Source organism: Janthinobacterium sp. 344 (genome assembly GCF_900112025.1).
GTDB lineage: Bacteria > Pseudomonadota > Gammaproteobacteria > Burkholderiales > Burkholderiaceae_D > Janthinobacterium.
The window spans coordinates 219,299-233,714 of sequence record NZ_FOKL01000005.1; the positions used below are offsets into that span (position 1 = coordinate 219,299).

Consider the following 14,416-nt stretch of genomic DNA (forward strand, 5'->3'; position numbering starts at 1 on the left):
TGTGTGGCTTGCGAAATAATGGCCCCGTATTGGCGTTTTCCTGGACCGCAGCCATGTTGCGGTGCCGCATGAAACCCGGTCGTGCTGCCGTCTGTCGCTGAAATGCCACGATAACGAAAGTATCTTTTGTGACATTTTGGTGAAACGTAAGAAAAATGCGCCAAATTTGGGCATTTTGTTAATGAGTGGGCGCCAAAACTTTCTTTTTATTGACGATATTTATTTTTCTTCTTAAAGTATTTCCATCACTTTGATTTTCTGAAAGCCACCAGATGAAACCTCTCCCGCTTCCCCGCCGCGCCCTTGCGGCCTGCGTCCTGGCCGCCCTGGCTACCCTGGCCGCACCGGGCCTGCAAGCCGCGCCCATCGGCAACCTGACCAGCCTGAGCCCCGTGCATGCGGCCGACGTGGCCAAGGGCGAGGCACTGGGCTGGGACGTGCGCAGCGACACGGGCGCGCAGCTGCGTATCAGCCTGCCGCAGGCGGACGTGCTGCGCATCCAGGCGGGCGGCAAGGGGGGCTTGACGGGGCCCGGCGACAAGGCCGCGCCCATCGTCGTGGGCCAGCCCGCCGCGCAGGTGGCATATCAGATCAAGGAACAGCCGGACCACATCCTGATCACCACAGATGCCTTGAGCCTGCGCATCGACCGCCAGCCCTTGCGCTTTACCCTGTTCCGCCAGGGCGACGCGGTGCCGCTGTGGCGCGAGGTGCAGCCGCTGTCGCTCGACGACAAGCAGGGCGTGCAAGTGCTTTCCAGCCTGCCCGGCGAGCGCTATTTCGGCGGCGGCCAGCAGAATGGCCGCTTCGAATTCAAGGGCAGGCAGGTGCCCGTGTCGTATTCGGGCGGCTGGGAAGAGGGCGACCGGCCGAATCCCGCGCCATTCCTCATGAGTTCAAGGGGCTGGGGCATGCTGCGCAATACCTGGTCCGACGGGAACTACGACTTGCGCGACGCGGAGCAGATCTCGCTGCAGCACGCGGAAGGGCGCTTCGATGCGTATTTCTTCGTCGGCAAGGACTTGCGCGACGTCGTCGCCCGCTACACGGACTTGACGGGGCGCGCGCGCATGCTGCCCCGCTGGGCGCTGGAATACGGCGACGCCGATTGCTACAACGATGGCGACAACGTGAAAAAACCGGGCTCCGTGCCGAAGGGCTGGAGCGACGGCCCGACGGGCAAGACGCCGGACGTGGTGGAAACGGTGGCGCGACAATACCGCGAGCACGACATGCCGGGCGGCTGGATCCTGCCCAACGATGGCTACGGCTGCGGCTACACGAACTTGCCGGAAACGGTGAAAGGCCTGGCCGGTTATGGCTTCCGCACGGGCCTGTGGACGGAGAACGGCGTCGACAAGATCGCCTGGGAAGTGGGCCAGGCGGGCAGCCGCGTGCAAAAGCTGGACGTGGCGTGGACGGGCAAGGGCTACCAGTTCGCCATGGATGCGAACAAGTCGGCCTACGACGGCATCCTGAACAACTCCGACAGCCGGCCCTTCCTGTGGACGGTGATGGGCTGGGCCGGCATCCAGCGCTACGCCGTGGCGTGGACGGGCGACCAGAGCGCCAGCTGGGACTACATCCGCTGGCACATTCCCACCCTGATCGGCTCGGGCCTGTCCGGCCAGGCGTATGCGTCCGGCGACGTGGACGCCATCTTCGGCGGCAGCCCGGAAACCTATCTGCGCGACCTGCAGTGGAAAAGCTTTACGCCCGTCCTGATGGGCATGTCCGGCTGGGCCGCGGCCGAGCGCAAGCATCCGTGGTGGTTCGAGCAGCCGTACCGCGACATCAACCGCCGCTATTTAAAACTCAAGATGCGCTTGACGCCGTATATGTATACCCTGGTGCGCGAGGCGGAGCAATCGGGCGCGCCGCTGGTGCGCGGCCTGATGTGGGATTACCCGCAGGACCCGGCCGCCTACACGGAGGCCTATAAATACCAGTTCCTGCTGGGCCGCGACGTGCTGGTGGCGCCCGTCTACCGCAGCCAGGCCGTCAGCGGCGGCTGGCGCAAGGGCATCCACCTGCCGCAAGGCACCTGGTACGACTACTGGGATGGCCGCCAGGCCACGGCGGGCGCGAAAGGGCGCGACCTGGATTTGCAGGTCACGCTGGACAAGCTTCCGGTTTTTGTCCGCGCCGGCGCCATCCTGCCCATGTATCCGGAAATGCTGTACGACGGCCAGAAGCCGAAGGATCAATTAACGCTGGATATCTACCCGCACGGCGACTCCGAATACACCTTGTATGAGGACGACGGCAACACGCGCCAGTACCAGGGCGGGGCCTTCAGCCAGCAGATCATCCGCCTGCGCCAGCAGGGCGGCGACGTGCGGGTCGACATCGGCGCCGTCGATGGCCGGTACCAGGGCCAGGAAGCGCGGCGCGGCTATGCGCTGCGCATGCTGGCGGGCCAGGCACCGGCCGCCGTGCGCGCAGGCGAACGCCAGCTCACGCCATCGGCCGACCGTGCCGCCTACGACAAGGCGCTTGATGCCTGGTTCTTCGATCCTGCCGACCGCCAGGGCACCCTGCACGTGAAAGTGGCGGCGCAGGATATCCGCCAGCCCTTGACCTTGCAGGTGGCCGGCGCGCTGGCCGTGGCGAGAACCGATGCCGATTTCCCGGCCGCCCCCGTGCCGGGCCGCGCCTTGCCGGCCGACGCCATGCAGGTGGTGGCGCGTCCTGCGGAAGAAAGCGGCTATCCGCTGGAAAACGCGTTCGACGGCAAGCCCGAGACGTGGTTCCGCACCGTGCGCAGCCCGTCCGTGAAAAGCGGGCCGCACGAATGGGTGATCGGCTTCACGGAGCGGCGCCTGGTGGATGGCATCGAGCTGGCGCCGCGCAACGACCAGCACTGGAAGCATGGCCAGGTGCGCGATTATGAAATCTACATCGGCGACAACAACGGCGAGTGGGGCGCGCCGCTGGTGCGCGGCACCCTCACATTGCAGGAGGGTGCGCAGACCATCAATTTCCCCGCCACGGCCGGGCGTCTGCTGCGCTTCCGCGTCATGAGCACGCAAAATCCGGAAGGCGATGGCGCCGCGTCCACCGACCCGATGGTGACGGCGGCGCAGGCAGGGCCGGTGGCGCGCGCGTTCGACGCGGCGCTGGCGACCGAGGTGGCGCCCGTGACCTTGTCCGAATTCCGCGTGCTCGAGCACCGCGTGGCCGAAGGCGAAGAGGTGCAGCGCTATCTATCGGACCTGGCGCTGCCGAAGACGATTGCGAAAGACCGGCCGGCCGGCAAGGCCGCCGAGATGCGCATGAACGGCCTGTGGTTCCGCAAGGGCCTCGGCGTGGGTCCCGCCAGCCGCATCGATTTGCAGCTGGCGGGCAACTGGAATCTGCTGCGCGCCGATCTGGGCGTGGACGATAGCTGCCGCAGCGCGGGCGGCTTGCAATTCCAGGTCTGGAGCGGTGAGCGGCTGCTGTACGACAGCGGCCTGGTCACGGCTCCCGGGGTGGTCAAGCCCGAAATCGACGTGCGCGGCCTGAGCCAGCTCAGTTTGCGCACCCTGGGCGCGCGCGGCGCCCGCCCGGCCCAGGTCTGCGGCAACTGGGCCAATGCCGTCTTGACCGGCACGCAAGGCGCGACGGTCAAACCGCGCTAACTACTTCAATCATTTCATTAAAAAAGAGCCCCACTTCGGACCGGGGAGGGGCTCTTGCAGCCTGCCGAAAACAAATCACTTATAAAAAGGGAGTTGAGAATGCACTTGAAAAAACTGATGGCCGCCATGGTGGCGGTAGGATTGGCTTCAACCGCGCTGGCAGCGGAGGAGGAGACACTGGCGCGCGTCGAGGTGACGGGTTCCAGCCTGAAGCGGATCAACGCGGAAACGGCATCGCCCGTGCAGGTGATCAACGCCAAGCAGATCGAGAACATGGGCGCGCTCACCTTGCTGCAGGTGCTCGACAACCTGCCCGCCGCCCGTCCCGCGCAGCAGGATTTCCGCTCGATGTTCACGGGTTCCGATGGCGGTTCGCAAGCCAATTTGCGCGGCATGGGCGCGCAGGGCACGCTGGTGCTGCTCAATGGCCGCCGCCTGTCGTTCTATGGCGCGCCGGCCGGCTTCCAGACCATGTTCGTCAACATCGACGCGATTCCGGCCGCCGCCATCGAGCGCATGGAAATCCTCACGGACGGCGCCTCGGCCGTGTATGGCTCCGACGCCGTCGCCGGCGTCATCAACGTGATCACCAAAAAATCGTATCAAGGGCTGGAAGCGCGCGCCAACGGCGAGTTTTCGCCCAGCGTGAAAGCCTATGGCGAGCGCCAGGCCAGCGTGCTGTATGGCGTGGGCGACCTGGCCAGCGACGGCTACAACGTGTATGGTTCCGTGAACGTGTACCAGCGCGACCGCATCGCCCTGGCCGACACCTGGCAGAAGCGCCCCTCGTATTTTTATGTGAATAATCCCAATTTCATCCCCAACATGCGCGTGGGCGTGGGCAGCGAGCCGGGCGTGATGAATCCCGGTACCTTCTTTGTCTTCGACAAGGCCAACAACAATGCGCGCACCCAGCGCGCCGCGCCCGGCTGCAACACCAGCATCACCGAGGCGTCCGGCACGCGCTGCGTGTGGAATGCGCTGCCCAACCAGCTCGACACGGGGCCCACCTCGGAGCGCGCCACGGCCTACCTGAGCGGCCGGCTGAAACTGGGCGGCGACCTGGAAGCGTTCGCGGAGGGCGCGTTCACCCACATCAAGATGCGCGGCGAGAATGGCCCGTCCAGCTTCAACAGCGGCAGCACGAATAACTGGTTCGCGCGCAACACGGGCACTACCCTGAACACCTTCGCCACGCCTTTCCTGAGTCCGAACAACGTCTACCTGAAAGGCAAGCTCGATGCCGACATGGTGGCCAAGATGGGCGGCGCGGCCGGCTTGAACTACCTGCTGCAGGATGCGACGGGCCACTTCGGCCAGAAGAACGTCGATGAAAACTACCGCGCGCTGGTGGGCCTGCGCGGCAGCATCGGCGGCGGCTGGGATTTCGAGACGGCGCTCAGCGTGGCGGGCAGCCATTCGACCCTGTTCCAGACGGCGAACATCAACATCAAGGGCTTCGAGCAGGCATTCGGCCCGTTCACCAAGGACCCCGTCAGCGGCCGCACGTATATCTCGGACAATCCCGCCTACAAGTTCGGCGAAATCAGCGAAGCCAATGCGGCGCTGCTGCGCGCCGCCTACCCGACCTTCGCCATCGAGTCCTGGACCAAGCTGATGACCTGGGATGCGAAAGTGGAAGGCACGCTGTTCAAGCTGGGCGAACGCGAAGTGCGCGCCGCCGTGGGCACCAACGTGATGCGCGAAAGCTTCCTCACGCCCGGCAATGCGGATGCAGCCAATGGCCTGATCACGCAGCAGGGCGGCTCGTGGTTCGACGGACGGCGCACCATCGCCGCCGTGTTTGGCGAAGTGGTGGTGCCGCTTTCCGACACGCTGGAAATCAATGCGGCCGCGCGCCTGGACAAATACCCGCATTTCTCGGCCAACCTGGCGCCCAAACTGGGCGTGATCTGGCGCGCGCGGCCCGACCTGATGCTGCGCGGGACGTATTCGGAAGGCTTCCGCGCGCCGAACCTGGCCGAATCGGGCACGGGCGGCGTCTTTGCGCAGGTGGGCGGCATCCGCGACACCGTGCGCTGCGATGAAACGAACGCCATGGCGCGCGCCTTGTTGAAATCAAAGGTGGCGACGGATGCGGACCTGGGCAAGAGCCTGCTCAATTCGAACTGCTCGACGACGGTGGGCGGCCTGACGCCGCCGAACCAGAACCTGCGCCCGGAGAAGGCCAAGATTTCCACCGTGGGCCTGGTCCTGCAGCCGGCCAAGGACGTGAGCATCTCCATCGACTACTGGTTCATCAACCGCCGCGACGAAATCGTGCGCCAGGACTTCAACGAGCTGTTTACGGAGCTGGTGGATAAATACGGCCCGACCCTGGCCGGCGCGCCTGACGCCATCCGCAACGAGCTGACGGACACGGACCGCGCCAATGTGGCGGCGGTGGCGGCCATGTGCGCCAATCCCGCCAACGCTGGCGTGTGTTCGGGCGGCGTGCCCGGCTACTCGGTGGGCAACCTGGGCGGCTTGATCAACTCTTATTCGAACCGCGGCCGCACGCTGATGGACGGCGTGGACATCGATGCGCGCACGCGCTTTGCGCTGGGCGAGTGGGGCAAGCTGAGCACCGGCATCGCCGCCACCATCCGCAAGCGCGACACCCACGACAGCGAAGACGGCAGCGATATCAAGGGCAATACCGTGGGCTACTACGATTCGCCGCGCTACCGCGCCACGGTGAATGCCGACTGGAGCTACCGCAACTTCGTCAGCAGCGTCTTCATCAACTACTCGGGCAAGACGCGCTGGGCGTATGGCCCGTGGGACAAGGACAACACGCCGGAAAACTGCACCGCCGCATCCGTCGCGCTGCCGGCCGGGCAGTGCAAGGGCGCGCCGTCGTACACCACCGTCAACCTGGCCTTCAGCTGGAAGCCCATCAAGCACCTGGACATCGGCCTGAACGTGAAAAACGCCTTCAACAAGCAGCCGTACTACGACCCGAATGGCTGGGAAGGCTACAACCATAGCCAGGACCTGTTCGGCCGCCAGTTCGCGCTCTCTGCCAGCTACAAGTTCTTTTAACGCCAGACCTTGCCCCGGCCCGCCAGCGCTGCCTGCGTTGTGGCGGGCCCGGGTATTGCCATGAAAAAGAAAAAACACCATTGCGAAATGCGCAATACGAAAGATAAACGTAAGTGAAAGACGATGGCGGTGCCTGCTTTCGCGTTTTTCTCCCCGGGATTTTGCGCCGGATCACGGCGATTACGCGCCGCCTTGCGTTTGCGTGTATCCGTGATGCCACGGTAACGAAAGTTACACATAGCGATATCAAGTAAAGCGAAAGATAAATTGCATTTATTTGCGCGATTTGGCGATAAATTGCCGTTCTAACTTTCTTTTTGTTGACGATACTTATTTTTCTTTTTAAAGTAATCCCAAGAAAACGAAAATCAGCCGATACGGACTGATTCCCGGAAGGCGCAACTGCCTGGCTGCGCCGGCCGAAGACCACCATAAAAATTGCATCCCCCCGACTTCGCCCTGGAGCGGGGAGGGCGCGCATAACCCTCGATATAGACGGAGAGACAGCATGCATACCACCCGACTCAAATTGCGCGACATCAGCCGCGCCGCCGCCATCGTCATCGCGCTGGCGGCCGGCGTGCCAGGCCAGGCCTGGGCACAGTCGAACGCCACCAGCACCATTTTCGGCGAAGTGAGCGCGCCGGCCGGCGCCACCGTGGTGCTGGAAAACCTGGCGACGGGCGTGCAGCGCACCCTGACGCCCGATACGGCGGGCCGCTACGTGGCCAACTCCATGCCGCCGGGCCGCTATGCGGTGCGCGTGCTGCGCGCCGGTTCGGTGGAAGCGACGCAGGAAGTCGAAGCCCTGATCGGCGCCGGCGCGGAAGCGAACTTCGGTCCGGCCAGCGCGGCCGGATCCGTGGGCCAGGAACAGACCGTCGTGGTGAAGGCGTCGCGCAATCCCATCGATGTGTCGAACACCAACAATGGCGTGATCTTCACCGCCAAGGAATTGAAAGCGCTGCCGGTCGGCAACGACGTCGCTTCCATCGTGCAGCTGACGCCGGGCGTGGCGCGCGGCACCAACAGCGTGTACGGCAATGCGCCGTCGATCGGCGGCTCGGGCCAGTCCGAAAACGCGTTCTACGTGAACGGTTTCCCCATCACGAACATCCTGACGCAGGTGGGCGCGTCGGAGCTGCCGTTCGGCGCGATCTCCAACATGCAGGTGCTGTCGGGCGGCTACGGTTCGGAATTCGGCCGCTCCACGGGCGGCGTGATCAACATCACCACCAAGAGCGGCGGCAACAAGGTGGAATTCGGCGGCAAGGTCTCCATCATTCCCCGCTCGCTGAAAGGCGAGACGGAGAACACCTACTACCCGAACACGGGCGCCAATCCCGCGACGGACGGCAAGCTGCTGTACTGGAACCGCGACAATGGCAGCACCAGCAAGGTGGTGGGCCTGTATGGCAGCGGTCCGCTGATCAAGAACAAGCTGTTCGCCTTCGTGGCGCTGGAACAGACGCGCACCGACGGCCAGGCCGTGGCGGCCACCGCGGATTCGGGCACGGCCCTGTCGCGCGGCTGGAGCACGAGCCAGAGCAAAGTCGACCGCATGATGGCCAAGCTGGATTACAACCTGACGGACGACCATCACTTCGAATACACCAAGCTGTATGACCGTACCCGCACGGACAGCCAGTCATATGGCTACAGCTATGACACGCATGCGAGCAACGGCATCCAGTCCGGCAAGGGCGAAAGCACCACCAACTGCTGCGGCTCGTCGGCCGCGCCAGGCGCGAATATCGATATCTTCAAGTACACGGGCTACCTGACGGACAACCTGACGGTGACGGCGATGATGGGCGAATCGCGCACCTCGCACCGCCGCACGCCGAATGGCTACGACCCGCTGCTGGCGCAGACGTCGTCGAATGCCTCGACCCAGGTGCCGGGCCTGAGCTATGCCAATCCGCAAACGGTGACGGGCACGCTGATCGATCCGTCGTCGGAAGACCGCCAGAAAGCCAAGCGCCTGGACCTCGAGTACAAGCTGGGCCAGCACTCGCTGCGCGGCGGCATCGACCGCATCGACGTGGAATCGAAGGTGGGCCTGAGCCTGGCCGGCGGCTACCGCTGGAGCTACCAGAAGGCGGCAGACCCGAACCGGGCCATCAACGGCGCGTTCGAGACGCCGGCGCAGGGCGGCGGCTACGGCGCCCAGGGCTACTACGTCAGCAAGGACCTGAATGCCAACCTGGCGCGTCCCACCAGCGTGCAGTCGGCGCAGTACATCCAGGACCATTACCAGGTCACGGAACGCGTGCTGCTGGACCTGGGCCTGCGCCGCGAACAGTTCACCAACTACAGCACCGATGGCGTGGCCTTCATCTCGCAGCGCAACATGATCGCGCCGCGCGTGGGCGCCACCTGGGATTACCTGGGCGACGGCACCCTGAAATTCTTCGCCAACGGCGGCCGCTATCACTTGCCGGTGCCGTCGAATTTGTCGAGCAACATGGCCAGTCCCTTCCTGGCCACCAGCGAGATGTTCACCTACACGGGCGTCGATCCGGTGACGGGCGCGCCGACGGGCCTGCACGCCATCAGCAAGCCGTATTCGGCCAATAACGCCTATGGCCAGAGCCGCGATGCGCGCGAAGTGACGGCCATTGGCTTGAAACCGCTGTCGCAGGATGAATTCTCGCTGGGCTTCGAACGCGCCCTGAGCAAGAAGCTGGTGGTCGGTGCCAGCGTCCTGTACCGCAAGCTGAACGACACCAACGACGATGTCTGCGACGAGCGTCCGCTGCAGGCCTGGGCCGCGCGCAACAGCGTCGACACGAGCAACTGGGGCGGCTTCCAGTGCGCCATCATCAACCCTGGCCGCGACAACAGCCTGATGGTCGACTTCGACGATGGCAAGGGCCTGCGCCGCGTGGATATTTCGGCGGCCGAGTGGGGCAACCCGCTGCCATCGCGCACCTACCGCGCCTTGAACCTGTTCGTCGAGCACCCGTACACGAACGGCTGGTACGGCAAGCTGACCTACACCCTCTCTGCGCTGAAGGGCAATATGGAAGGCCAGACGGACAGCATCGGCGGCGGCGACGTGGGCCTGACGGTCAGCGACGACCACAAGGAACTGATGTACAACGCGTATGGCTACCTGCCGGGCGACCACCGCCACGCCTTCAAGGCCTACGGCTTCATGCAGGTCATGCCCGACGTGACGGTGGGCGCGAACATGTCGCTGATCTCGGGCGCCCCGCGCAACTGCATCGGCGCGCTGCCCGATGACCTGAAGTTCGAGAACGACTATGGCGATTCCTACTTCTATTGCAATGGCAAGCCTGCGCCGCGCGGCAGCCAGGGCCGCCTGCCGTGGCAAGCCCAGCTCGACATGAATGTGGCCTATACTCCCAGCGCCATCAAGGGCCTGAGCCTGAAAGTGGACGTCTTCAATGTGTTCAACAGCCAGACGGTGACCCGCTACAACGAGACGCGCGAAGACCATGGCGCCATCGCCCGCAACTATCTGCAGGTGGCTGGCCGCACGGCGCCGCGTTCGGTGCGCTTCACGGCTGAATACACCTATTAACCGCATGCCGGCCTGCCTTGCGGCGGGCCGGTGACCATGATTACCAACGGAAGTGAGAAGAGACCAATGACGACACAATTCAATCGCCGCAATTTCCTGTCCGCCAGCGCCGCGCTGGCCGGTGGCGCCATGGCCGGCAGCGCACTGCTGCCTGGTGAAGCCGCTGCCGCTCCCGCCGCCGGCCGCGACAAGGTCCGCCTGGGCCTGATCGGCACGGGCATGCGCGGGCAGGTGCTGCTGGCCGAACTGGTGCGCCGCGACGACGTCGAAGTGGTTGCCCTGTGCGATATCGAACCGATCATGCTGAAACACGCGCTGGGCCAGGTGGCAAAAGCCGGCAAGCCGCGTCCGCGCACGTATGGCGAAGACCGCGACCAGAAAGCCTACCAGCGCATGCTGGACGCGGGCGGCCTCGATGGCGTGATCATCGCCACGCCGTGGGAATTCCATGCGCCCATGGCGATCGCCGCCATGCAGGCGAAAATCGCCGTCGGCTGCGAAGTGGTGGCCGGCATCACCCTGCAAGACCACTGGGATGTGCTCAACACCCAGCTGAAGACGGGCACGCCGTACATGTTGCTGGAAAACGTCTGCTACCGCCGCGACGTGATGGCGGCGCTGCAGATGGTGCGCGCCGGCCTGTTCGGCGAACTGCTGCACCTGCAGGGCGGCTACCAGCACGATCTGCGCGCCGTGAAATTCAACAGCGGCAATCCGGCCAAGCCGTATGGCGGCGGCGTGGAATTCGGCGAGAAGGGCTGGTCCGAAGCGCATTGGCGCACGCAGCACTCGGTCGAGCGCAATGGCGAGCTGTATCCGAGCCACGGCATCGGCCCGTGCGCCATGTACACCAACATCAACCGCGGCAACCGCTTTACGCGCATTAACGCCTTCGCCACCAAGGCGCGCGGCCTGCACGACTACATCGTCAAGCAGCCGGGCGGCGCGCAGCATGCGAACGCCAAGGTGAAATTCAAGCTGGGCGACGTCGTCACTACCACGCTGGCGTGCGAAAACGGCGAAACCATCATCCTGCAGCACGACACGAGCCTGCCGCGCCCGTATTCGCTGGGCTTCCGCGTGCAAGGCACGGACGGCCTGTGGATGGACTTGAATAATTCGATCCACATCGAAGGCGTCAGCAAGCCGCACCAGTGGGATGATTTCAAGGTCTACCAGGACAAGTATGAGCACCCCGTGTGGCGCAAGTACGCGGCGCAGGCCGAAGGCGCGGGCCACGGCGGCATGGACTTCTTCGTCATCCACGCCTTTGTTGAGGCATTGAAGGCCAATGCGCCGATGCCGATCGATATCTACGACGCCGTGACGTGGAGCGCCATCACGCCATTGTCCGAGCAGTCGATCGCCGCCAACTTCCAGACCCTGGACTTCCCCGACTTCACGGGCGGGCAGTGGAAATCGCGCAAGCCGATCTTCGCCCTCGACGGCAAGTACTAAGCCTTTACCACCCGCTACCGCGCCTGCCGCCGTAGCGGGTTTTTTCTCTCCCCTTTTTTTCAACCGCGGCGCGCGTCGCAGGACGCTTTGCGTCTGCTGCACGCCGCAAGCTGTACCACCAGGAGACGTCGATGAAACACAGAACTTCATGGCTGCATGCAGTCCTTCCCGCCATGCCCTTGCTGCTGGCAGCCTGCGGCGGCGCCACCGCCACGGGCAACAGCAACACGGCCTTGCTGGCCACCGTCGCGGCCGCGCCGGCGACGCCCGCGACGGTGGAACTGGCCGGCAACGCCTTCATCACCAGCGGCGACAAGGGCGCCGTCATCGGCGAGCAGGGCCTGGCCGGCTGGAGCAGTCCGGACGCTGTCGCCAGCACGTATTTCCGCGTGGCCGAGGCGGGGGCCGTGCAGGTGGCGCTGGACGCCAGCCTGGCCGATGGCGGCAACAGCACCATCCGCGTGACGGTCAATGGCACGCCGTTCGATGTCAAGCTGGCCGGCAAGGCCCGCAAGACCTATGCCGTCGGCACGGTGAACGTGCCGGCCGCCGGCTATGTGAAGGTCGACATGCAGGGACTGTCGCGCGTGAAGGCCACGTTTGCCGACGTTGCGGCCCTGAAGGTGACGGCGAACGCCGCGCTCACCTATGCCAACGACCCTGCCAATTACTACTGGTCGCGGCGCGGCCCGTCCGTGCACATGGGCTACGCGGTGCCGGCCAATACCGAGTATTTTTATAACGAGATGACGATTCCCAAAGGCCAGGACGCCATCGGCTCCTACTTCATGGCCAACGGCTTTGGTCAGGGCTACATGGGCATCCAGGTGAAATCGCCGAGCGAACGCTGGATCCTGTTTTCCGTGTGGGATGCCGACAATGGCGCGAAAACCACCCTCGTCAGCAAGGGCGCCGGCGTGGTCGACAATGCGTTCGGCGGCGAGGGCACGGGTGGCCAGACCTATCTGTCGTATAACTGGGCGGCCGGCACGACGTACCGCTTCATCACGCGCGCGCGGCCCGACGGCAACGGCGGCAGCGACTATTCGGCCTGGTTCTTCGCGCCCGAGACGGGCAAATGGCGCTACATCGCCACCTGGAAGCGGCCGGCGATTTCCACGTATTTGACGGGCGTGCATTCCTTCCTCGAGAATTTCATCGACACCCTGGGCTATACGGAACGCCGCGTGCAGTTCGGCAACCAGTGGGCGAGGAATAGCGCCGGCACCTGGTCGGAAGTGACGGCCGGAAGGTTCACCGGCGACGCCACGGCCACCAATGCGCAGCGCATGGATTACGCGGGCGGCGTGGAGAACGGCAAGTTCTACCTGCATAACGGCGGTTTCTTTGCCGATGTGGGGAAAAACGGCCAGAACTTCACGCGCCCGGCCACGGGCCAGGCGCCGGCCGTCGACGTGGCGGCCTTGCCGCTGCAGTAAGGCCGCCTACCCCGCCAGGGCGCGGTCGAGGTCGACGATGGACTGGTACAGCACCCTGGCGCCGTCAAGCAGCTGCGACGGTTCTATCCATTCTTCCGGGCAGTGGCTGCGCCCGCCCAGGCAGGGGATGAAGACCATGCCCACGGGACCCGTCGGCGCCACGTACACGGCGTCGTGGCCGGCGCCGCTGGGCATGCGCATGCTGGCGTAGCCCAGTTTCGCTGACGCCTGCTCGATGGCGTCCATCACCAGCGGCGCGCAGTCGGTGGGCTTCGAGCGGCTCACCGTCTGCATTTCCACCGCCAGGCGCAGCTGCGCCAGGCCATCGGCCACGTCGTCCATCAGCGCTTCGGGGAAGCTGTCGAGCACTTGCGCGTTTTCGCTGCGCACTTCCATCATCATCTCCACCATGCCCGGCACGGCGTTCGATGCGTTCGGCGTGAGCGACAGGCGGCCGATGGTCGCCACCACGTAATGGGGCTTGCCCGACAGCGCGCTGGCGCGCCGGTTGGCGGCGTCGATGATGCGCGCCGCGCCCACCAGCGCATCCTTGCGGATATCCATCGGCGTCGTGCCCGCGTGGTCGGGCTGGCCCCGCACGGTGAGGGAGACGCGGCGGATGCCAACGATATTCGTCACCACGCCGATGGGCAGGCTCCGTGCCTCGAGCACGGGACCCTGTTCGATATGCAGCTCGACAAAGGCGGCCGTGGCGCCCGCCGCGCGCAAGGGCACGGACAGGTTTTCCGGATGGCAGCCGATGCGGCGCATGCCTTCGGCCAGGCTTTCGCCCTCGGGATTGCGCGCGCCCAGCATGTCGGGCGGCAGGGCGCCGGAAAAGGCGCGGCTGCCGATGCATGAGATGCCATAGTCGCTGGGCTCCTCGGACAGGAAATCGATCACCTCGAACGGGTGTTCCAGGGCGACGCCCTGTTCATGCAGGGTGCGCGCCACTTCGATGCCGGCCAGCACACCGATGATGCCGTCGAAGCGCCCGCCCATCATCACCGTGTCGCAATGCGAACCGGTGACGAGCGGTGGCCGGGCAGGCGCGCCTTTGCGTGCGGGCAGGCGGCCGACCAGGTTGCCGCCGTCGTCCTGGTGCACCTGCATGCCGGCGGCGAGAAATTCCTCGCGCAGCCAGGCGCGCGCTTCGAGGAACAGGGGAGAAAACGCGCGCCGCGTCCAGGGCACGCCGGGCAAGGTCATGCGCGACAGGGTGTCCACGCGCGCCCACAGGCGCTCGGCGTTCAGAGGGGGGAAGGGGATGCTGTTCATTGGGGGCTTTCTATCAGTGGATG

The 14,416-nt window shown here is 65.0% G+C and carries 7 protein-coding genes; 5 read left to right on the plus strand and 2 right to left on the minus strand.

Going from position 1 to position 14,416, the window contains the following annotated elements:
- The first annotated feature begins 272 nt into the window (after nucleotides 1–272).
- The gene (locus BM193_RS15470; RefSeq protein ID WP_092832422.1) at nucleotides 273–3,623 is read left to right on the plus strand and encodes a TIM-barrel domain-containing protein; all 3,351 of its coding nucleotides are present in this window, start codon (nucleotides 273–275) and stop codon (nucleotides 3,621–3,623) included.
- Between the two features lie 99 nt (nucleotides 3,624–3,722).
- Nucleotides 3,723–6,668: a TonB-dependent receptor plug domain-containing protein gene (locus BM193_RS15475; RefSeq protein ID WP_092797362.1), complete on the plus strand. Its 2,946-nt coding sequence runs from the start codon at nucleotides 3,723–3,725 to the stop codon at nucleotides 6,666–6,668.
- Here the strand turns inward: BM193_RS15475 and BM193_RS28985 are convergent.
- On the minus strand, nucleotides 6,665–6,907 hold the full coding sequence (locus BM193_RS28985) for a hypothetical protein (RefSeq protein ID WP_217649397.1): 243 nt from the start codon (nucleotides 6,905–6,907) through the stop codon (nucleotides 6,665–6,667). The two genes, BM193_RS15475 and BM193_RS28985, sit on opposite strands and share 4 nt — an antisense overlap.
- Nucleotides 6,908–7,176: 269 nt before the next feature.
- On the opposite strand from BM193_RS28985, the gene BM193_RS15480 reads away from it, so the two are divergent.
- From BM193_RS15480 to BM193_RS15490, 3 genes are all read left to right on the plus strand, one after another.
- Nucleotides 7,177–10,218, plus strand: coding sequence for a TonB-dependent receptor (locus BM193_RS15480; RefSeq protein ID WP_092797363.1), 3,042 nt, complete (start codon nucleotides 7,177–7,179; stop codon nucleotides 10,216–10,218).
- A 66-nt stretch (nucleotides 10,219–10,284) separates the two neighbouring features.
- A complete protein-coding gene (locus BM193_RS15485; RefSeq protein WP_092797364.1) occupies nucleotides 10,285–11,676 on the plus strand; it encodes a Gfo/Idh/MocA family protein in 1,392 nt (463 codons plus the stop codon).
- Nucleotides 11,677–11,807: 131 nt separating this feature from the next.
- Nucleotides 11,808–13,115: a DUF3472 domain-containing protein gene (locus BM193_RS15490; RefSeq protein WP_254786234.1), complete on the plus strand. Its 1,308-nt coding sequence runs from the start codon at nucleotides 11,808–11,810 to the stop codon at nucleotides 13,113–13,115.
- 6 nt (nucleotides 13,116–13,121) lie between these two features.
- Here BM193_RS15490 and BM193_RS15495 read toward each other — a convergent pair whose 3' ends face one another.
- Nucleotides 13,122–14,393 (minus strand): Zn-dependent hydrolase, encoded by a 1,272-nt coding sequence (locus tag BM193_RS15495; RefSeq protein WP_092797366.1) that lies wholly within the window; start codon nucleotides 14,391–14,393, stop codon nucleotides 13,122–13,124.
- Nucleotides 14,394–14,416: the final 23 nt, after the last annotated feature.